Origin of the sequence: Paenirhodobacter hankyongi, from assembly GCF_003664585.1 — a bacterium.
GTDB classification, from domain to species: domain Bacteria; phylum Pseudomonadota; class Alphaproteobacteria; order Rhodobacterales; family Rhodobacteraceae; genus Rhodobacter; species Rhodobacter hankyongi.
The window spans coordinates 383,447-401,674 of sequence record NZ_RCHI01000001.1 but is presented as its reverse complement, the minus strand read 5'-3'; the positions used below and the strand labels follow the sequence as shown (position 1 = coordinate 401,674).

General features: G+C 67.4%; 21 protein-coding genes, 2 tRNA genes and 2 pseudogenes. 4 read left to right on the top strand and 21 right to left on the bottom strand.

What is annotated here, in order from left to right; translation table 11 throughout:
* Positions 1-261: 261 nt before the first annotated feature.
* The 3 genes and pseudogenes from DYS74_RS19170 to DYS74_RS01885 form a co-directional block, all read left to right on the top strand.
* Positions 262-630, top strand: a pseudogene (locus DYS74_RS19170) (DUF7146 domain-containing protein); the annotation flags it as partial.
* Between the two features lie 17 nt (positions 631-647).
* Positions 648-767: a hypothetical protein gene (locus tag DYS74_RS19100; RefSeq protein ID WP_121530478.1), complete on the top strand. Its 120-nt coding sequence runs from the start codon at positions 648-650 to the stop codon at positions 765-767.
* A gap of 49 nt (positions 768-816) precedes the next feature.
* Positions 817-2,261, top strand: a pseudogene (locus DYS74_RS01885) (YfjI family protein).
* A gap of 629 nt (positions 2,262-2,890) precedes the next feature.
* Here the strand turns inward: DYS74_RS01885 and DYS74_RS01875 are convergent.
* From DYS74_RS01875 to DYS74_RS01800, 16 genes are all read right to left on the bottom strand, one after another.
* Positions 2,891-2,966: transfer RNA gene (locus DYS74_RS01875), tRNA-Phe, on the bottom strand.
* A gap of 188 nt (positions 2,967-3,154) precedes the next feature.
* On the bottom strand, positions 3,155-3,340 hold the full coding sequence (locus tag DYS74_RS01870) for a DNA gyrase inhibitor YacG (protein WP_121530448.1): 186 nt from the start codon (positions 3,338-3,340) through the stop codon (positions 3,155-3,157).
* Positions 3,337-4,377 carry a ribonuclease E/G gene (locus DYS74_RS01865; RefSeq protein WP_121530447.1) on the bottom strand — a complete coding sequence of 347 codons (1,041 nt, stop codon included), beginning with the start codon at positions 4,375-4,377 and terminating at the stop codon, positions 3,337-3,339. The genes DYS74_RS01870 and DYS74_RS01865 overlap by 4 nt, the downstream gene beginning before the upstream one ends.
* Positions 4,374-4,937, bottom strand: a complete 564-nt coding sequence (locus DYS74_RS01860) for a Maf family protein (RefSeq protein WP_121530446.1) — start codon at positions 4,935-4,937, stop codon at positions 4,374-4,376. The genes DYS74_RS01865 and DYS74_RS01860 overlap by 4 nt, the downstream gene beginning before the upstream one ends.
* Positions 4,934-5,152 carry a translation initiation factor IF-1 gene (gene infA, locus DYS74_RS01855; protein ID WP_036636451.1) on the bottom strand — a complete coding sequence of 73 codons (219 nt, stop codon included), beginning with the start codon at positions 5,150-5,152 and terminating at the stop codon, positions 4,934-4,936. The genes DYS74_RS01860 and infA overlap by 4 nt, the downstream gene beginning before the upstream one ends.
* 81 nt (positions 5,153-5,233) lie before the next feature.
* Positions 5,234-6,127: a carbon-nitrogen hydrolase family protein gene (locus DYS74_RS01850; RefSeq protein WP_121530477.1), complete on the bottom strand. Its 894-nt coding sequence runs from the start codon at positions 6,125-6,127 to the stop codon at positions 5,234-5,236.
* Between the two features lie 5 nt (positions 6,128-6,132).
* A complete protein-coding gene (locus DYS74_RS01845) occupies positions 6,133-6,717 on the bottom strand; it encodes a GNAT family N-acetyltransferase (protein ID WP_121530445.1) in 585 nt (194 codons plus the stop codon).
* Positions 6,717-7,124, bottom strand: coding sequence for a ketosteroid isomerase-related protein (locus tag DYS74_RS01840; protein WP_121530444.1), 408 nt, complete (start codon positions 7,122-7,124; stop codon positions 6,717-6,719). The genes DYS74_RS01845 and DYS74_RS01840 overlap by 1 nt, the downstream gene beginning before the upstream one ends.
* Before the next feature lie 109 nt (positions 7,125-7,233).
* Positions 7,234-7,695 (bottom strand): arsenate-mycothiol transferase ArsC, encoded by a 462-nt coding sequence (locus DYS74_RS01835; protein ID WP_121530443.1) that lies wholly within the window; start codon positions 7,693-7,695, stop codon positions 7,234-7,236.
* The gene (locus tag DYS74_RS01830) at positions 7,692-8,171 is read right to left on the bottom strand and encodes a UPF0262 family protein (protein ID WP_121530442.1); all 480 of its coding nucleotides are present in this window, start codon (positions 8,169-8,171) and stop codon (positions 7,692-7,694) included. Before DYS74_RS01830 ends, DYS74_RS01835 begins: the two co-directional genes overlap by 4 nt.
* On the bottom strand, positions 8,171-9,502 hold the full coding sequence (hisD, locus tag DYS74_RS01825) for a histidinol dehydrogenase (protein ID WP_121530441.1): 1,332 nt from the start codon (positions 9,500-9,502) through the stop codon (positions 8,171-8,173). The genes DYS74_RS01830 and hisD overlap by 1 nt, the downstream gene beginning before the upstream one ends.
* A 195-nt stretch (positions 9,503-9,697) precedes the next feature.
* Positions 9,698-10,174: a GNAT family N-acetyltransferase gene (locus DYS74_RS01820; RefSeq protein WP_121530440.1), complete on the bottom strand. Its 477-nt coding sequence runs from the start codon at positions 10,172-10,174 to the stop codon at positions 9,698-9,700.
* Entirely contained in the window at positions 10,171-10,650 is a 480-nt protein-coding gene (locus DYS74_RS01815) for a DUF2948 family protein (protein WP_121530439.1), read from the bottom strand. Before DYS74_RS01815 ends, DYS74_RS01820 begins: the two co-directional genes overlap by 4 nt.
* On the bottom strand, positions 10,647-11,561 hold the full coding sequence (locus DYS74_RS01810; protein WP_121530438.1) for a GIY-YIG nuclease family protein: 915 nt from the start codon (positions 11,559-11,561) through the stop codon (positions 10,647-10,649). The genes DYS74_RS01815 and DYS74_RS01810 overlap by 4 nt, the downstream gene beginning before the upstream one ends.
* Positions 11,561-12,829 (bottom strand): UDP-N-acetylglucosamine 1-carboxyvinyltransferase, encoded by a 1,269-nt coding sequence (gene murA, locus DYS74_RS01805; RefSeq protein WP_121530437.1) that lies wholly within the window; start codon positions 12,827-12,829, stop codon positions 11,561-11,563. Before murA ends, DYS74_RS01810 begins: the two co-directional genes overlap by 1 nt.
* The gene (locus DYS74_RS01800; RefSeq protein ID WP_113901141.1) at positions 12,830-13,015 is read right to left on the bottom strand and encodes a hypothetical protein; all 186 of its coding nucleotides are present in this window, start codon (positions 13,013-13,015) and stop codon (positions 12,830-12,832) included. It abuts the gene before it with no gap.
* 115 nt (positions 13,016-13,130) lie between these two features.
* Here DYS74_RS01800 and DYS74_RS01795 point away from each other — a divergent pair.
* Positions 13,131-13,205: transfer RNA gene (locus DYS74_RS01795), tRNA-Thr, on the top strand.
* A gap of 261 nt (positions 13,206-13,466) precedes the next feature.
* On the opposite strand, the gene DYS74_RS01790 is transcribed toward DYS74_RS01795, so the two are convergent.
* The 5 genes from DYS74_RS01790 to DYS74_RS01770 form a co-directional block, all read right to left on the bottom strand.
* A complete protein-coding gene (locus DYS74_RS01790) occupies positions 13,467-14,132 on the bottom strand; it encodes an aspartate/glutamate racemase family protein (protein ID WP_121530436.1) in 666 nt (221 codons plus the stop codon).
* A 27-nt stretch (positions 14,133-14,159) separates the two neighbouring features.
* Complete coding sequence (locus DYS74_RS01785; protein WP_121530435.1) at positions 14,160-14,996, bottom strand: ABC transporter permease; 837 nt, start codon at positions 14,994-14,996, stop codon at positions 14,160-14,162.
* A gap of 1 nt (position 14,997) precedes the next feature.
* Positions 14,998-15,852, bottom strand: a complete 855-nt coding sequence (locus DYS74_RS01780) for an ABC transporter permease (protein WP_121530434.1) — start codon at positions 15,850-15,852, stop codon at positions 14,998-15,000.
* 71 nt (positions 15,853-15,923) lie between these two features.
* A complete protein-coding gene (locus tag DYS74_RS01775; protein WP_121530433.1) occupies positions 15,924-17,189 on the bottom strand; it encodes an ABC transporter substrate-binding protein in 1,266 nt (421 codons plus the stop codon).
* Positions 17,190-17,215: 26 nt separating this feature from the next.
* A complete protein-coding gene (locus DYS74_RS01770; RefSeq protein WP_121530432.1) occupies positions 17,216-18,193 on the bottom strand; it encodes an ABC transporter ATP-binding protein in 978 nt (325 codons plus the stop codon).
* Between the last annotated feature and the right edge of the window lie 35 nt (positions 18,194-18,228).

The following is an 18,228-nucleotide window of genomic DNA, read 5'->3' as shown; positions in this document are numbered from 1 at the left end:
TTTAGCGTTGCACCTGAAGACTACACGCATGCCGCCTTCATTTCAAACAATGAAGGTTCGTCAAATGAGCAATCTCCGCTTCCCCCGCGCCCATCATGCGCAGAAACTTACCAAACGCGGGGCGGCCACTGGTACGGGACCCACGGCCTGGCATTCTGCCCCGCGCACCCCAACAAGAACACGCCGGCCTTGAGCCTCAAGCAAGGCGACGATGGTCGGCTCCTCGCCTATTGCCATTCCGGCTGCAACTTCGAGGCTGTCATGGCCGCGCTCAAGGCGCGCGGTTTCGACACCCAAGACTTCGGCCGCGACGTCGATCCGATCCTGTCGGCTCAACGTGCGACGCTCCGGACCACCAAGGACGAGAAGCGCGCGCGGCAGGCGCGTGCGATCTGGGATGCCGGCATCGCGATCGAAGGCAGCCCCGCCGAAAGCTATCTGCGCGGGCGCGGCGTCACCTGCGACCTGCCGGATACGCTGCGCTTCGTCCGCGAATGCTGGCATTCGACCGGGAAGCGCCTGCCGGCGATGATTGCGCGGATCGATAGCGCACAGTCCTTCGCCGTGCATCGCACCTATCTGATGCCGGGCGACACGCATTATCGAAAGGCGCAGGTGAACCCCGCGAAGGCGATGACGCGGGGAAGCTGGCCGCCCACAAACTTGCGGAGCGCGCCACCTTCAACGGCTGGAAGGCCAGCCTGGCAAAGGCCCCGGATGGTCTGGACTGGAACGACGTCCTGATGACGCAAAAGGCGGGCATGTGATGACCAAGCTGGCCCCCCCCCGTTCCAGATCGACGCGCCGCAACCGCTGATGCGCGAGATCCCGCAAGGGGCGCCCTACCCGCTGGAGGCGCTCGGGCCGCTGCAAAACGTCGTGAAGGCCGTTGCCGACATCACCCAGGCGCCGCCCGCCATCGCGGCCCAGTCGGCCCTGTCCATCGTCGCGCTGGTGGTGCAGAGCTTCGCCAATGTCGAAACCTTGGCCGGGTCGTCGCCCTGCTCGCTCTATTGCCTGACGATCGCCGAGAGCGGCGAGCGCAAAAGCACCTGCGATCGGCTGTTGATGGCGGGGGTGCGCGAGCACGAAGAAAAGGAAGCTGTCAAATACCGCGCAGATATGGCGGCATATAAACGCGATCTGCAGAGCTGGACCGCGAAATGCAAACGCCTGCTCACCGTTGTCGCCGGTGCATCCGCCGAAAAGGCGGGCAAGGCGACGGTCGAGCTGCAGGCGATGGGGGAGGAACCGCTGCCCCCGCTGCATCCGAACCTGACGGCAATGGGCCCCACCCTCGAGGGGCTTCTCAAACAGATGGAGATTTCGCGCCCGGCACTGGGTATCTACTCGGACGAAGGGGGTGCCTTTCTTGGCGGCTACGCCATGAATCCCGAGAACGTCGTCAAGACCATGGCGGGCCTCTCGAACCTCTGGGACGGAAAACCGGTCGATCGGACGCGCGCGGGCGATGGTGTGCAGACTTATCGCGGGCGCCGCCTGTCGATGCACCTGATGGTCCAGCCCGTCGTCGCCATGTCCCTGCTGGGCAATCCGGTCGCGAATGGTCAGGGCTTTCTTGCCCGTTTCCTGATCACCCAGCCGGTCAGCCGGATCGGACATCGCCTGAAACGCGGTTCGGCCCCCGAAAGCCATGAAGCCGTCGCGGATTTCAAGAAACGCCTGACCGAGGTTCTGAGCGTCGCCCTGCCGACGGGGAACCATCGGCAGGAATTGGATCCGCGCCAGCTCCGCATGGCGGAAGATGGCGTCGAATGCCTGCATCTGTATAATGAGGAGATCGAGCGCGCCCAAGCCGAGGCGGCGACCTGGATACGATGCGCGCCGCTGCCAGCAAGTCGCCCGAGCAGGCGGCGCGCATCGCTGCGGTGCTGACCCTGTGGGAGGACCTGCAGGCCCAAGTGGTCAACGTGCAGATGATGGAGCACGGCATCACGCTCGCCCGTTACGACCTCTATGAGGCGAAACGCCTGAGCGACGCCAGCGCCATCTCCGTCGAAACCAGCAACGCCGAAGAGCTGCGGCGCTGGCTGCAGGAGCGGTGGGAGGCGGACATGATCACCGTGCGCGACCTTGTCCAGTATGGCCCGAACCGCCTCCGTGAGACCAAGCGGCTCAAGGCTCTCCTCGCGATCCTCGAAGCCCATGGCTGGGTCACGAAACTGGCTGAAGGCACGGAGGTCGGAGGCGTCCCGCGCAAACAGGCCTGGAAGATCTGGCGCGGCGCGGCCTCGGGTTAAATTCCAATGGCGCGTCTCATTCGAACACGCCTCCCCCTGCTCCATCCGCTCCATCGCTCCTTTTCCCAACCAGGACCGAAGTAGCAAGGTAGCGGATGTAGCAGGGGGCAATCGCGACAAAAACCGATTTTCCCCCAAAAAGTTCATTATTGTTTATTCAGTTCGAGCCGAGATCGTTGCGATCTGTTTGCCCCGCCCCCCTGCATGACCTGGCGCCAAGCCGCGATCAACGCTCGGGCACAGCTTATGCCGCGCTTCCGGTCGTTTCCCTTGGCGCCGAATCCCGCCTGGTACGCTTTCAAGATTCCGGTGACTTGCCCCTCGCGGACACGGCTCTTCCGCACAACTGTCTGCTCGTTTGAGAAAACGGCTATCTACAACGCGCGGAAAGCTCAGGTAAGCGGTCCATGTGGGACATCGCTTTCCCATCGGCAGAATACAACGTCCATCCAGACGGCCGCATTGCAATGTCCAGAGGCTGGTGCGCTGCAGCGACGACCGCCCGGGTCGCCGCGCTACGAACTTCGAGGACGAGCGTTTTGTAGCCCCAGTGTTGCCCAGGCAAGCAAAACAGAGATGCCGCGATCGGATACGGAGCCATCTAAGCCAACATTTACTGGGGTTTCAAGTGGTGCCCAGAGCCGGAATCGAACCAGCGACACGCGGATTTTCAATCCGCTGCTCTACCAACTGAGCTATCTGGGCACCGTGCCGTTTAGTCCGGCGTTGGTGTGGGCTTCCTACTGGAGCGGGCGGGGGCTGTCCAGAGGATTTTGCGGATTTTTTCGTCCCGCGCGCAGGAAAATTCACCCCCTCCCCTGAAAACCCAAAGGCCCTCCGTCGGGAGGGCCTTTCGCCGCCGAAAGGCGGGCATTTCAGGGGCTTGGCCGGGTTCAGTGCGGCCGGTCGGAGACCCCGCCGGGCGGACCTTCGGGGGCGCGCTCCTCTTCCTCGGCCAGATCGCCCGGAATCACGTAGGCCCCGTTCAGCCAGCGCGCAAGGTCGATGTCGGCACAGCGTTTCGAGCAGAACGGACGGTATTTCTCGGCGCTTTCCTTGCCGCAGATCGGGCAGCTCATGCCCGCCCCTCCAGAAGCGCCGCCAGCGCCACGCGGTCGCGCTTGCGCACCAGCTCGTAAAGACCGAGCGGGGTCCAGCCGGCAAGGCTGGTCTCGGCGGCCTCGCCCTTGAAGGCGGCGCGCAGCTGCTGTTCCAGCGCGGCGCGGTCCTTCTTCGGCATCGGTGCGAAATCGACCACCACCTGACCGCCGAGGCCGCGCAGCCGCAGCTGCCGCGGCAGCTCACGCGCGGCGGCGATATTCGCCTTGAGGCTGGCGGCCGGCGAGGTATCGGCGCCGGTGTTGACATCGACCGCGATCAGCGCGCGGGTGGGCTCGATCATCATGTGGCCGCCGCCGGTCAGATCGACCCGCGGCGACAGCAGCGCATCGACCGCTTCCGGCACGCCATGCTCTGCCATGCCCTCGACCACCTCCTCGGGGGCGGGGTCGGCCCATTCGCGCCAGGCCTCTTCCTGCGGGCTCGGCGCATCGACCAGCAGCTCGGGCTCGCCCGTGCTGTCGCCGGTCACCGCCTCGGCCAGCTCGCGCAGCGCGGCGATGTCCTCGACGATCTCGCCCTCCTCGGCCTCGGCACAGGCCGAGCGGAGGATCAGCCCCATCTCGGAGCCCTCCATCACCACCGCGGCAATCGCCTGCAGACCGTCGCGCAGATCCTCGTCCTGGATCCGGCGCGAGACGTTCAGCCCCGGCGCGCCGGGGGTGACGATGCCGTAACGGCCCTTGAACAGAAGCCGCAGCGAGACCGGAAGCGCCTTGCCGGGTTCGGTGCCGCCGGTGACCTGCACCACGACGCCCTGCCCCGGGGTCAGGCCCCGCGCCTCGCGCAGGAAGCCCTTCTCGCCGCCCGGCAGGCGCAGGAACACACCGCCCTGCCCCTTCATCTGCCGCTCGACCTTGCCGCGGCAGATCGCGCCGGGCGCGAGCGTCACCGCGTCCGAGCTGTCGAGGAGCAGATCCTCGAGCCGGCCATCGACCATCAGCGCCGCGGCTTCGAGCCCGTGCAGCTCTCCCAAAACGACGATGCGGCCCTTCATGCGCTCACCCCTGCCGCGTTCAGAAGCAGCGCGGTCTCGGCCAGCGGCAGGCCGACGACGCCGGTAAAGGAGCCCTGGATCCAGGGCACGAAAGCGCCGGCGCGGCCCTGGATGGCATAGCCGCCGGCCTTGCCCTGCCACTCGCCCGAGGCGAGATAGCCGTTCACCTCGGCGTTCGAGAGCGGGCGGAATTTCACGATCGTGTCGACCAGCCGCTCGCGCAGGCCGGTGGCGCTGCGCACGGCGACGGCGGTCAGCACGTGATGGCGCCGGCCGGACAGCAGCCAGAGGAACTCGGCCGCCTCCTTCGCGTCGCCGGGCTTGCCGAGGATGCGCCGGCCGCAGGTCACGGTGGTGTCGGCGGTGAGGATCACCTCGTCCGCCGCGCAATCGAGCACGGCGGCCTTCTCGCGCGCCATCCGCGCGACGTAATCGCGCGCAAGCTCGCCGCGCTGCGGCGTCTCGTCGATGTCGGGCGCGCGCACCTCGTCCGGGACCAGCCCGAGCTGGCCCAGAAGCTCCCGTCGGCGCGGGCTTGCGGAACCGAGGATCAGCTTCACTTGAAGCGGTAGTTGATGCGGCCTTTCGACAGATCGTAGGTGTTCATTTCCACCTGAACCTTGTCGCCCGCGAGGACCCGGATGCGGTTCTTCCGCATCTTGCCTGCCATATGCGCGATGATTTCATGGCCGTTCTCGAGTTCGACCCGGAAAGTCGCGTTCGGCAGGAGTTCCTTCACGACGCCGGGGAATTCGAGCATTTCTTCCTTGGCCATGTTCACTCCTGAAGACACACCCGCCAGATTCCGCGGGCGCGCGATACATGCGCCGTGAAGCGGCAAAATTCAAGGAGAATGTCAAGCGTCGCGGAGCTTTTCCGGTGCGACGTGAAGGCGCGCGGCCTGCGCCGCCTGTTCGGGCCAATGCGCGAAGGGCAGCACGGCGCCGCCCGAACGACTCGCGGCGACCTGATCCAGATCGACGGTGGCGACGACCCAGCCGGGCTCGTCCATCGCGCCCTCGGCAATCACGCCGGTCGCCGGCCAGCCGGTGTCCGAGGGGCCATAGACCGCCGCCGCGCCCCGGTTCACGTCGATCGCCGGGCACCACAGCGCCTCGCCCACGGTCGGCGCCTGCACGACGACGCACTGGCTTTCAAGCGCGCGCGCCATGGCGCCCACGCGCACCCGCCAGAAGCCCGCCTCGGTGTCGGTGCAGGACGGGACAAGCAGGATCTCGGCCCCCGCCTCGGCGAGTGCCCGGGCCAGCAGCGGGAATTCGCTGTCATAGCAGATCAGCACGCCGATGCGGCCAAGCGCGGTGTCGAAGAGGGTCAGCCCCGCGCCCGCCTCCACCGACCACTCCTCGCGCTCGAAACGGGTCATCATCGCCTTGTCCTGATGACCGATGCGCCCTGCCGGGCCGAAGAGCGTGGCGCGGTTCAGCCGCCGCCCGCCCTCGATCACCGGCCCCGAGGGGGCAAGGATGGTCAGCCCGAACTCGATCGCCAGCCCTTCGAAGGTCGCCTCCATCGCGGCGCGGTGGCGCACCACCTCGTTCAGCGCGGCCTCGAGATCGGCCGCGACCTGCGCCCCGCCAAGCGCCGCAAGCTCCATCGCCGCGTATTCGGGAAAGACCAGCAGATCGGCGCCCTTAAGCACCGCCTGCTGCACCCAGGCCCGCACCTTCGCCGCCCATTGCGCGACATCGGCGACCTGATCGAAGGGATAGGCGGCGGCCGCCACGGTCACATGTCTCACAGCGCTCGCCCCCAGAATTGCAGCGGTTTTTCAGTCTGTTCACCGTCGCCGAGATCGGTCCAGCGGAACCGCGCGACGACGCCCGGCATCGGCTCGTAGCCGCGCTTGCGCCAGAACCCGTCAAGCGGGCGATAGTCCGCGGGCCGCATCGGGTGATCGGCTGGCCGCAGCACCGAGCAGAAGGCGGAAAAGCCGCGGCCGAGGGCGCGGGCATGAGCCTCGCGCGCGTCGAAGAAGGCGTGGCCGAGGCCATGGCCGCGATACTCGGGCAGCAGCACCGACTCGGCGCAATAGAAGACCGCCTCGAGCGGCAGCCCGGTGTCCGCGAAGGGGGCGGCGAAATCCTCGGCGTGATCCTCGAGCGGCGTGCCGGTCGCGGCGCCGACAAGCCGCGCGCCATCGAAGGCGCCGACCACCACCGCCGTCTCCGAGGCGCGATAGCTTTCGAGATAGCGCCGCTCGTAGTCGAGCGAGCCGTCGTAAAGGTAAGGCCAGTCGCGGAACACCGCGATGCGCAGTCGCGCCACGTCGTCAAGCGCCGCGTCGAGCGCCGCGCCGGTCAGGCTGCAGACCTCGACCATCAGCTGACCTGCCGGACCCAGTCGGAAAGGTTGTAATAGGTCGTCACCCGGGCGATGCGGCCGTCCTTCAGGCTGAGGAAGGCGCCGGCCGGCAGCACGTATTTCTGCCCGCGCGCCTCGGGCAGGCCGTCGTCGGTCTCGAGATAGACGCCATGCACGACGAATTCGGCCGCCGCGCGGGTGCCCGCGTCATTCGCCATCACCACGACATCGGCCAGATGCTCGCGGTAGCAGCGCGTCATGTGGGCGTTGAAGGCGCGGAAGGCCTCGGCACCGCGGCGGATCTCGCCCTCGTTCACGTGATGCTCGAAATCATCGGCGATCAGTGCCTCCATCGCGGCGGTGTCGCCGGCGTTGAAGGCCTCGTAATAGCGGGTGACGGTGGCAAGGGCTTCGGCGCGGGGCATGGGCGAACTCCGGTCGGATGGAACTGACCGAGATGTGGCATGCGCAAGGCCCCGCGTCAAACCCCGCAACCGACGTCGGGGCGCGCGAAACCGTCGCGGGGACAGCGCCTCAGATCGGCTGCTTCGGCAGGCCGAAGCGCTCGACCATATGGGCGCGGATCTGGTCGCGGGTCAGCCGATAGGCGGCGAGCCGCGCCTCGCGCCCCTCGCCCACCCCGGTCGGGTCGTTGATCGGCCAATACTCGACCGAGACGTGATGCACCCGCGCCGCCTCTTCGGCCAGCGCGCGCGAGGCCGGCGTCAGCGCCACCACCAGATCGAAGGATTCGATCTCGTCGCCGAAATCCGACAGCTCGTTGAAATCGCGGGCGCGGTGGCGCGTCAGGTCGATGCCGATCTCGTGGCACACGGCGATGGTGAAACCGTCGATCTCCAGATCCGACTTCACCCCCACCGACTGCACATAGACCTCGCGGCCGTAGAACTTCTTCATCATCCCCTCGGCCATCGGCGAACGCGTGGCGTTGTGGTCGCAGCAGAACAGGACCGAATGGGGAAGCGACGCCATCATTTTACCGGGGTAAGAACACAGACGAGAGTGAAAAGACGGCGCGCGGTGTCGATGTCGAGCTCGGCCTTGCCCTCGAGCCGCTCCTGCAAGATCCGCGCGCCTTCGTTGTGGATGCCCCGCCGGGCCATGTCGATTGCCTCGATCTGGCTGGGCGGCAGCTTCTTCACCGCGTCGAAATAGCTGGCGCAGATCTGGAAGTAATCCTTCACCGCCTGCCGGAACGGGCCGAAGCTGAGGTGGAACTCGGCCACCTTCTCGCCCGCCTCGGTGGCGGTGTCGAAGACCAGCCGGCCGTCGCGCACCGCAAGCGTCAGCGCGAAGGGGCCCTCGGGCGGCGGGGCGCCGTCGCGGCCCGGGAGGGTGAAGCTGTTGTCCTCGAGCAGGTCGAAGACCGCGACGCGGCGCTCCTGCTCGATTTCCGGGGCGGGGGCCGGCAGGCCGCTATCATCGATCTCGAGACGGGTGATGCGGGCCATCAGGCGTCCCCTTCCTTCAGCGCCTCGGCGCAGTTCAGCGCGTCAAGCCGGGCACGCACCGACAGGCCATGCGCCTGCAGGCTTTCCGAGGTGGCGAGGATCTCGGCCGAGGGGCCGATCGCGCGCAGCGCCTCGGGCGTCATCCTCGCAAGCGTCGTGCGCTTGAGGAAGTCCATCGCGCTCAGCCCCGAGGAGAAGCGCGCCGAACGCGCCGTGGGCAGCACGTGGTTCGGCCCGCCGACGTAATCGCCGATCGCCTCGGGCGTCCATTGGCCGAGGAAGATCGCGCCGGCATGGGTGATCTCGGCGCTCAGCGCCTCGGGATCGGCGACGCAAAGTTCAAGGTGCTCGGGCGCGACGCGGTTCGACAGCGCCGCCGCCTCGCTCAGGTCGCGGGTGACGATGACGGTGCCAAAATCGCGCCAGCTGGCGCCGGCGATCTCACGCCGCTCAAGCGTGGCAAGCCGTTTCTCAAGCGCCGCGACAACCTCTTTCGCAAAGCCCGCATCGGGGGTCAGCAGCAGCGCCTGCGCCGACTGGTCGTGTTCGGCCTGGCTGAGCAGGTCGATCGCCACCCAGTCGGGGTTGGCGGTGCCGTCGGCGATCACCAGAATCTCGGAGGGGCCGGCAATCATGTCGATGCCGACCTTGCCGAAGACGCGCCGCTTCGCGGCCGCGACAAAGGCATTGCCCGGCCCGGTGATCTTGTCGACCGGGGTGATCGTCGCCGTGCCATAGGCGAGCGCCGCAATCGCCTGCGCGCCGCCGATGCGGTAGACGGTGTCGACGCCCGCAAGCCGCGCCGCGAGCAGCACGAGCGGATTCACCGCGCCCCCGGGCGTCGGGCAGGCGATGACCAGCCGCTCGACCCCGGCGACCTTGGCCGGAATCGCATTCATCAGCACCGAGGACGGATAGGAGGCCAGCCCGCCCGGCACGTAAAGCCCCGCCGCCGAGACCGGCGTCCAGCGCCAGCCAAGCTCGGCGCCGTTGGGTTCGCTCCAGCGTTCCTCGGCCAGCGGCATCTGCCGCGCGTGATAGGTGCGGATCCGCTCTGCCGCGAGCTCGAGTGCGGCACGCTCGGCCGCCGGCACCTTGGCGATTTCCGCCTCCATCTCGGCAGGCGAGAAGGCGAGGGTTTCCGGGGTCAGCGACAGCCGGTCGAATTTCTCGGTCAGCTCGATCACCGCCGCATCGCCGCGCGTGCGCACATCGGCGATGATCGCGGCGACGGCCGCATCGACATCGGGGCTGTCCTCGCGCTTCATCCCCAGAAGCGCGGTGAAGCGGGTCTCGAAATCGGCGTCGGCGGTGGCAAGGAAATGCGGCATGGGGAGGCTCCTTCTTGCCCAAGGGATTAAGGCCTTGCCGCGCGCGGGGCAAGCACTCGTGTCCCCTGCCCCGCGCCCCGTGCTTTTTCCGGGTTCAAATACGCATGCGACGGCTCGGCCCGAGACGCCGCCGGGGGGCTCGCCCCCGGACCCCCGAGAGTAGTTCCACCAGGAAAGGATCTGTGGCTCGCCGGCTCAGCCCAGCGTCTTGCGCATCGGATGACCGAGGATCCAGCGCCCCTCGCGGGCCGGGCCCGCGGCGTGCCAGCCGTGGTGGCGGTAAAAGGCGAAGGCCGTCGCGGTGGCGGTGAGCAGGCCGTTCGTGCGCCCCATCGCCACGAGTTCCGCCTCCATCGCCGCCAGCAGCGCCGCCGACAACCCCTGCCTGCGGGCCTCGGGATCGACATAGAGCAAGGTGATCTTGCCGGCATCCGGCGCCTGCCCCGCCCAGTCGATCGCGCCGACCGCCTCGATCCGCCCGCGCCCCGCGACATAGAGCCGTCCGCCCGGCGCGGCGATCATCGCCGCGACGCCCTCGGGGGTCTTGTCCGCGAGCCAGCGGGCGATCCGCGCCGGGTCATCGTGGTGGTCGGCCGCGCAGAGCCCGGTGATCGAGGCCACCAGAACCTCGGAGATCCGTGCGGCATCCTCGGGGCGGGCCGCGCGGATCATTCGGGATGATGCGGTGCGGCGCCCGAGACGGCGCGGTAGGGCCGCGTCACGTCGTGCAGATCGACCTCGAGGCATTCGGTCGAGATCGCAATCGCGCCGTCGCCCGCCAGCGTCAGCAGCACGCGACCGGCGGGGTCCTCGCCCGGCTCCCAGCCGAGATCAAGGAGCGAGAGCACGAGATCGGGATCCTTGCGGTCGATCCCCTGCGAGGCGATGCCGGTGACGCCCGAGATCACCAGAAGCGCCCGCACCCGCTCGTAGGGGCGCTTTTCCGCCTCGGCCGCGGCCTTGTCTTCCCAGCGGAAGCGGTTGACGAGCACCACCAGCCGGCGCGCCTTCGCCTCCCAGGCGATGTCGGCAGTGGAGAAGACCGCGTCCTGCACCAGCGCGGCGATGACCTTCAGGTCCTCCGCCGTCTCGGCCCGCAGCGCGAGCGCCCCCTCTGCCCCGTCCTCGAATCGCGCGTCGGTCGTCATGCGTCCTCCTGCGGCAGCACCGAGAGCGTCTCGGCCTCCCATTCCTTGTAGGTCTTCCCCTCCGGGGTCTTCCACTCCAGCGTGCCGTTCGCAGCGCGCCCGAGGATCACCGAAGCCGCGGCCGAAGGGCTCGCGAAGGCGTAATTCTCGGCGAAGACACAGAAGTCCCCCTCGGGAACAAGCACGCCGGACTGCCTCAACTCGGTGTAAAGCCCCTTGTAAGTGGCATAGTCCACACCAGTCCAGTTCCCGCGCGCATGGGTGCCAGCTTCCACCACGAACTCACCAAGCACAAGGCGCGCCTGCGCCGTCAAGCCCGCGCGCGGCGCCGACAGCCGAAAGAGCGGCCCTTCGACCGCCTCCCCCCTTGCACGCTGTTCCAGCTCGGCCGGCGGCACAACAGCAGGCCGTTTCCGTTCCACAAACATGTCGATGCGCAGCGCCGGCAGCACGATGAACAGGGTCTCGAGGAACTCTTCCATATTGGCACGGGCGGCTTCGGAGAGGCCCGGGCGCGCCGGGGCGGTGCCGTTCTCGAGCGGCATCCGGCCGATCCGCTTCGCCTCCTCGATCAGCCGCGCCTCGAGGTATTTCACATGCGCCTTGTGCAGGTTGTTCGCCTGGGTGGTGATCAGCGCCGCATGGGTCCAGAAATCCTTCTGCACGTCATGGCTGCGGATCCGCTGCGACACGTCCTCGCTCTCGCCGATATAGGCAAGCGGCCCGGTCTCGCCCTCGCCCAGCAGGACATAGACGCCGGTGTGCCGCGCAGCAGACCGGCTCAGCGCCGCGGCGACCTGCGTGCGCGGGAAGTAAAGGACATGGCCGGTCCAGTTGAACACCTCCGCCGTCTGCATCCCCTCGGGGTTGCCATCGACAAAGAAGAGTTCAAGCGACCGGCCCTGTGCCATCACTCGCCCTTCACCCGCTCGATCTTGGCGCCGACCGCGCCGAGCTTTTCCTCGACCCGCTCGTAGCCGCGGTCGAGGTGGTAGACGCGGCTCACCACGGTCTCGCCCTCGGCGGCAAGCCCGGCGAGGATCAGCGACACCGAGGCCCGAAGGTCGGTCGCCATCACCCGCGCGCCCTTCAGCTTCTCGACGCCATGCACCGTCGCCTGGCCGCCCTGCACCTCGATCCGCGCGCCCATGCGCATCAGCTCGGGGGCGTGCATGAAGCGGTTCTCGAAGATCTTCTCCTCGAGCACCGAGGTGCCCTCGGCGGTGGCCAGAAGCGCCATCATCTGCGCCTGCAGGTCGGTCGGGAAGCCCGGGAAGGGTTCGGTCACCACGTCGACGGCGCGGATCCGGCCGTTCTTGCGCTTCACCTTCAGCCCCGTCGCCGTCTCCTCGACCGAGACCCCGGCCGCGTCGAGCTTCTCGCAGAAGCTCTCGACCAGCTCGATCTTGCCGCCAAGGCATTCGACCTCGCCGCCGCAGATCGCCGGGGCGAGCATGTAGGTGCCAAGCTCGATGCGGTCGGTGACCACCGGGTGGGTCGCACCATGCAGCCGGTCGACGCCCTGAATGGTGATGGTCGAGCTACCCTCGCCCTCGATCTCGGCCCCCATCGCGCGCAGGCAGCGGGCGAGGTCGACGATCTCGGGTTCGCGCGCGGCGTTCTTCAGCACCGAGCTGCCCTTCGCCAGCACCGCGGCCATCAGGAAGTTCTCGGTCGCGCCGACCGAGGCGAATCGCATCTCGTGCACTGCGCCGCGCAGCCCGCCAAGCGCCTTTGCGTGCAGATATCCTTCCTTCAGCTCGATCTCGGCGCCGAGCGCCGAAAGCGCATCGATGTGGATGTCCATCGGCCGCGCGCCGATCGCACAGCCGCCCGGCAGCGACACCACCGCATGACCAAGCCGCGCCAGCAGCGGGCCGAGCACCAGATTCGAGGCGCGCATCTTGCGCACGATGTCGTAATCGGCGACCGGGTTGATCTCGCCATGGCAGGAGGTGGCCAGCACCTTGCCGTCCTGCAGCCCCGTCACCTCGGCGCCGAGGCTTGCCAGAAGCTCGGTCATGGTGCGGATGTCGCTCAGCCGCGGCGCATTCGTCAGCGTCAGCGGTTCCTCGCTCAGAAGCGTCGCCGGCATCAGCGCGAGGCAGGCGTTCTTGGCCCCGGCAATCGGGATCTGGCCGTGAAGCGGCCCGTTGCCGCGTACGATGATCGAATCCATCTACTCGTTCTCCTGCCCGCCCCGACCCGATTCCGTCTCGGCCGCATCCGCCGCCCGCCCGCGCGCCTGCGCCTTGCGCCGCGCGAGATTCGCCCGCAGCGCGGCACGCAGCCGTTCCTCGCGGGTTTCGGGCGCAGCTTTCGCGCCGCCCTTGCCGGGTTTCTTCTCGGGGGTATCTTCTGTCATTGGCCCTCTCTACCCCGCCCGAAAAAATGTGTCGAGAGAGAGTGAAAATTTGCCCTTGCGCCCCCGCGCGATGTCCTCTAAATCCCCGCCCACGGTCGACGCCGACCGAAACGGCGCTGCAGTAGCTCAGTGGTAGAGCACTCCCTTGGTAAGGGAGAGGTCGAGAGTTCAATCCTCTCCTGCAGCACCATCTTCCTCCTGAAAATCCACGTGAAATCAGCCAGGTTCGCCGCTGTTCGCAAGCGATTGCGCCGCTTTTGCCGTTTGCGCCCAGGCCAACCGCGGCCTGTCCCTTCGCGCCGCCGGCGAAATGCCGCGCAGCAGGGCCCCAGCCCCCGCGCAGAGGGGGCCAGCGCGAATCCTCCCGCGTCGGCCGCATGTTCCGGACACGAAGACGCCTGGGTGCGCAGGAACGCCCCGGCGTCAAAGTGAGCGAAAGTCAGGACCGGGCTCAGGCCGCGGTGCCGGCCCCGACCGTGCGCGCAATCGCCTGACCGAGATTCGCCGCGGCGGCGACGCCGTCGATCACCGGCAGGTCGGTCAACGCCGCAAGCGCGCCGCGCAGCCCGCACATGCCCGCGCAACCAAGCGCGATCGCCCCCGCCCCCTCGGCGCGGGCGGCCTGCATCTCCTCGGCAAGCCGCGCGATCACCGCTGCCCCGCCCTTCTCGACGGCAAGCACCGGCAGCCCGCTCGGCCGCACCGAGACGCAGCCGGTCGCAAGCCCGTAGCGGCCGAGGTTGTCCTCGAGCACCGGCACCGAGACGGCAAGCGTCGTCACCACCGAGAACCGCCCGGCGACCAGCGCGGCCATGTGATAGGCCGCCTGCCCGATGCCGATCACCGGGCAATGCGCGGCGGCGCGCAACTCGCCCAGGCCGGTGTCGTCGAAGCAGGCAATCACCAGCACATCGGCGCCGGCCGCGCGCGCCGCGGGCAGCATCGCCATCAGCCCCGCCAGCGCCTGGCGCCCGTGCTCGGGCCCCTCGATCGCCGGCGGCCCGCCGGTGTTGGTCCAGCCGAGGATCTCGGCCTCGGGCGCGGCGGCACGCGCCACCTCGACCACCTGTCGCGTCATCGACTCGGTGGAATTGGGGTTCATGAAGATCAGTTTCATTTCAATCGTCCGTTCTGCGCCCGCACCTCAGCCCGCCTTCGCGAGGCTCGCCATGCGCCGCGCCCGCCGCCGCGCGGTGATCCAGACGGCCAGCAGGAAGACGCCGATGATCAGCAGCGAGAAGGCCGTGGTCAGCGTGCCGAGCGCATAGATCACCGGCTTCGTCACGTTCGTCGTCATCCCGAAGATCTCGAGCGGCAGGGTGTTGTAGCTGCCGGCCGTCAGCAGCGTGCGGGCGAACTCGTCATAGCTGAGCGAGAAGCCGAACAGCGCCACCCCCACCACCGAGGGGAAGATGATCGGCAGCACGACATGGGCGAAGGTCTGCCAGGCACTGGCGCCCTGATCGCGCGCCGCCTCCTCGTAGGAGGGGTTGAAGCGGTTGAAGACGGCGAACATCACCAGCAGGCCGAAGGGCAGCGTCCAGGTCAGCTGCGCGCCGAACCCCGAGGTCGCCCAGTGCACCTTCAGCCCGAAGCGGTCGAAGATCAGCCCGACGCCCAGCGAGACGAGGATCGAGGGGATCACCAGCGAGGCGATGGTCAGATAGAACAGCGCCGCCGAGCCGCGGAAGCGCTTGCGGAAGGCGAGCCCCGCCATCACCGAGATCACCACGGTCGCCGCCATCACCATCAGCCCGAGCGCGAAGGAGCGGCGGAACGAGCCCCAGATGTCGCCCACCGCCTGCTGCTCGAACAGGTTGTGGAACCAGTAGGTCGAGACCCCGTTCATCGGGAAGGTCAGCCCTCCCTGCGGCCCCTGGAAGGACAGGATCGCGATGGTGATCGTCGGGCCATAGAGGAAGATCACGAACAGCACGAAGAAGGCGGTGAGCGCGTAGAAGCTGCGCGGACGCGGTTCCATGTCAAAGCTCCTTGCGGATGTTCACGAAGCGCATCAGCGCACCGATGATCAGAAGGACGACCGCCAGAAGCACGATCGAGGTGGCGGAGGCGGAGGGATATTGCAACAGCGCGATGTCATTCGAGATCAGCCGCCCGACGTTCGCCGATTGCGAGCCCGACATGAAGCGCACGGTGATGAAATCGCCCATCACCAGCGCCAGCACGAAGATCGTGCCGATCATGATCCCCGGCTTCGAGAGCGGGATGATGACATGGGTCAGGATCTGCCGCCCCGAGGCGCCATTGTCGCGCGCCGCCTCGACCAGGCTGCGGTCGATGCGCATCATCGTGTTGAAGATGGGCGTGATCATGAACAGCGTGTTCAGGTGCACGAAGGCCAGCACCACCGAGAAATCGGAGTAAAGCAGCCACTCGACCGGCGCGTCGACGATGCCGAGGCTCATCAGCGCCTGGTTCGCCAGCCCGTTGCGCCCGAGGAAGGGAATCCAGGAGATCATCCGGATGATGTTCGAGGTCAGGAAGGGAATGGTGCACAGCAAAAACAGCACCATCCGCGTCGCCTCGGACCGGATGTGGAAGGCAAGGTAATAGGCCACGGTGAAGCCGATGCCGAGCGTCAGCCCCCAGACCAGCGCGGCATAGACGAAGGTCTTGAAGAACACCTGATAGGTCACCGGAGAGGTCAGCAGGAACTGGTAGTTCTCGAGGCTGAAGGCCGGGATGATCGAGAATTCCGTGGCCTGCCAGAAGCTCACGATGAAGATGGTGAGGATCGGCAGCACCAGGAAGCCCGCCAGCACCGCGGTGAGCGGCGCGGCCAGAAGCCAGCCCTGCAGATTGCGTGAAACCGCCATGACGCGCCCTTTTCCTTGGCCAAATACTCGCGGGGGGGGTGCGGGGGGCCGCGCGCCCCCCGCGCGGTTCATCACGAGGCGATGAACTCGTTCCACTTGCGGACCATGTACTGGTTCTCGTCCATCACCGAGTTCCAGCATGCGACATGGCCCATGCGCTCGTAGAACGAGCCGCCGTCGCGGCTCTCGCCGGCCTTGGCCATGACCTTGCCGAACGGGTCGGCGATGTCCTCGGCCGCGGGCTTGCCTTCGAACCAGTAGCCCCATTCGTTCGGCGTCATGAAGTCCTTCGAGGTCGCCGGCACCGCCGAGTAATAGCCCTGACGCATCAGGAAGGCGCCGACCCAGCCCGAGAGATACCAGTTGATGTATTCATAGGCCGCATCAAGCTGCATGCCGGTCAGCGACTTCGACAGGCCGAGCCCGCCGCCCCAGGCGCGATAACCTTCCTTCAGCGGCTGGAACACGCAAGGAATGCCGCGCGACTTCACCGCGGTGACGGCGGGCGACCACATCGACTGGATCACCACCTCGCCCGAGGCCATCAGGTTCACCGACTCGTCGAACGACTTCCAGAACGCGCGGAACTGGCCGGCCTTCTTCGCCTCGGTGAAGATCGCGATGGTCTGGTCGATCTCGGCACGGGTCATGTTGCCCTTGTCGCCGTACTTGATCTTGCCCGAGGCCTCGCAGACCATCGCCATGTCCATGATCCCGATCGAGGAGATGTCGAGGATCGAGGCCTTGCCCTTGAACTCGGGGTTCAGCAGCTCCGCCCAGCTTTCGATCGGACGGCCGATCAGGTCGGGGCGGATGCCCAGCGTGTCGGCGTTGTAGATCGTCGGGATCAGCGTCATCCACTGCGTCTGTTCCTTGGCGAAGGCGGTCGAGCCCGGGCCTTCGACGAAGCCCACGGTGTTCGGCGCGGTGCCCTGCGCGACAACGCTTTCCGGGGTCAGCTTGCCATCCTTGAAGATGCCGACGATCTTGTCGTAATTCTTGATCTTGGTCGTATCCATCGCCTGCAGGTTGCCGGTCGGCCAGACCTTCTTGCAGATCCAGTATTCGATGTCGGCGATGTCGAAGCTGTCGGGCTGGGTCGCGGCGCGCTGCGTGACGCTGTCGCTGTCAAGCGCGGTCATCTCGAGCGTGAAGCCGAGCTCTTCCTTCACCTTCTGGCCGACCTCGTTCAGGTTCGACACCCCGGTGCCGAACTGGCGCAGGGTGATGTTCTTGATCTCCTGCGCCCAGATCATCGGCGCCGGAAGCGCCGAGGCGGCGGCGACGGCGGCGCCCGATTTCAGGATGGAGCGGCGCGAGTAACGCATCTTCGACATGGGAAATTCCTCTCTGTTGGGGAGTGTCAGGCTTCGAGGCGGTGCAGCCGCCCCTCGTCCCAGCCAAGGCGCAGCGCCTCGCCCGGGTTGATCGGTTGCGCGAAGAAGGCGGCGTCGGACACCAGCGCGGTGATCTCCTCGCCGCCCTCGGTCTTCGCGGTCAGCGCGACGCGGTCGCCCTGATATTCGACGGCGCTCGCGGTGGCGGCGATGCCGCCGCTGGCGACGATGCGCACCTCGTCCGAGCGGATCGCGACGCGCGCGCCATGCCAGTCGAGCACATTGTGCCCGCCCATGAAGCGCGCGACGAATTCGGTGCGCGGCGCGCCCCAGACCTCGCGCGGCGGGCCCGCCTGCTCGATCACCGCGCGGTTCATCACCACGCATTCATCGGCCAGCGCCAGCGCCTCGTCCTGGCCATGGGTGACATGGATGAAGGTGATGCCCAGCTCGCGCTGCAGCCGCTTCAGCTCGGCCCGCATCCGGATCCGCAGGAACGGGTCAAGCGCCGAGAGCGGCTCGTCCAGAAGCAGCACCCGCGGCTCGGTGATCAGCGCACGCGCCAGCGCCACGCGCTGCTGCTGCCCGCCCGAGAGCTGCGCCGGCAGCCGGTCGGCCAGATGCGCCATGTCGACAAGCTCGAGCAGCGCCATCGCCTTCTTGTGCCGCGTCGCCTTGTCGACGCCCTTCATCCGCAGACTGAAGGCGACGTTGTCGCGCACATTCAGATGCGGGAAGAGCGCATAGTTCTGGAACATCATCGCGGTGCCGCGCTGCGCCGGCGGCAGGTTCGAGATTTCCATGCCGTGCAGCACGATCCCGCCCGAGCTGACGCTCTCATGCCCCGCGATCATCCGCAGCGTCGAGCTCTTGCCGCAGCCCGAGGGACCGAGCAGGCACACATAGCTCGCCGGCGCGAAGATATGGCTGATGTCGTCGACGGCGACGGTGTCGCCATAGCGCTTCGTCAGATGCACGAGTTCGAGATCGCCCTGAGTTCTCATCTTCGCTCCTGTCGGCTCAACTGCGCCCACCCTGC

Bases quoted from the DNA above. Each gene is read 5' to 3' on its own strand.
- DYS74_RS01870 (WP_121530448.1), bottom strand. From the start codon at position 3,340: ATGAGCTGCCCGATCTGCGGCAAGGAAAGCGCCGAGAAATACCGTCCG.
- DYS74_RS01865 (WP_121530447.1), bottom strand. From the start codon at position 4,377: ATGAAGGGCCGCATCGTCGTTTTGGGAGAGCTGCACGGGCTCGAAGCC.
- infA (WP_036636451.1), bottom strand. From the start codon at position 5,152: ATGGCCAAGGAAGAAATGCTCGAATTCCCCGGCGTCGTGAAGGAACTC.
- DYS74_RS01845 (WP_121530445.1), bottom strand. From the start codon at position 6,717: ATGGTCGAGGTCTGCAGCCTGACCGGCGCGGCGCTCGACGCGGCGCTT.
- DYS74_RS01840 (WP_121530444.1), bottom strand. From the start codon at position 7,124: ATGCCCCGCGCCGAAGCCCTTGCCACCGTCACCCGCTATTACGAGGCC.
- DYS74_RS01835 (WP_121530443.1), bottom strand. From the start codon at position 7,695: ATGATGGCGTCGCTTCCCCATTCGGTCCTGTTCTGCTGCGACCACAAC.
- DYS74_RS01830 (WP_121530442.1), bottom strand. From the start codon at position 8,171: ATGGCCCGCATCACCCGTCTCGAGATCGATGATAGCGGCCTGCCGGCC.
- hisD (WP_121530441.1), bottom strand. From the start codon at position 9,502: ATGCCGCATTTCCTTGCCACCGCCGACGCCGATTTCGAGACCCGCTTC.
- DYS74_RS01820 (WP_121530440.1), bottom strand. From the start codon at position 10,174: ATGATCCGCGCGGCCCGCCCCGAGGATGCCGCACGGATCTCCGAGGTT.
- DYS74_RS01815 (WP_121530439.1), bottom strand. From the start codon at position 10,650: ATGACGACCGACGCGCGATTCGAGGACGGGGCAGAGGGGGCGCTCGCG.
- DYS74_RS01810 (WP_121530438.1), bottom strand. From the start codon at position 11,561: ATGGCACAGGGCCGGTCGCTTGAACTCTTCTTTGTCGATGGCAACCCC.
- murA (WP_121530437.1), bottom strand. From the start codon at position 12,829: ATGGATTCGATCATCGTACGCGGCAACGGGCCGCTTCACGGCCAGATC.
- DYS74_RS01800 (WP_113901141.1), bottom strand. From the start codon at position 13,015: ATGACAGAAGATACCCCCGAGAAGAAACCCGGCAAGGGCGGCGCGAAA.
- DYS74_RS01790 (WP_121530436.1), bottom strand. From the start codon at position 14,132: ATGAAACTGATCTTCATGAACCCCAATTCCACCGAGTCGATGACGCGA.
- DYS74_RS01785 (WP_121530435.1), bottom strand. From the start codon at position 14,996: ATGGAACCGCGTCCGCGCAGCTTCTACGCGCTCACCGCCTTCTTCGTG.
- DYS74_RS01780 (WP_121530434.1), bottom strand. From the start codon at position 15,852: ATGGCGGTTTCACGCAATCTGCAGGGCTGGCTTCTGGCCGCGCCGCTC.
- DYS74_RS01775 (WP_121530433.1), bottom strand. From the start codon at position 17,189: ATGTCGAAGATGCGTTACTCGCGCCGCTCCATCCTGAAATCGGGCGCC.
- DYS74_RS01770 (WP_121530432.1), bottom strand. From the start codon at position 18,193: ATGAGAACTCAGGGCGATCTCGAACTCGTGCATCTGACGAAGCGCTAT.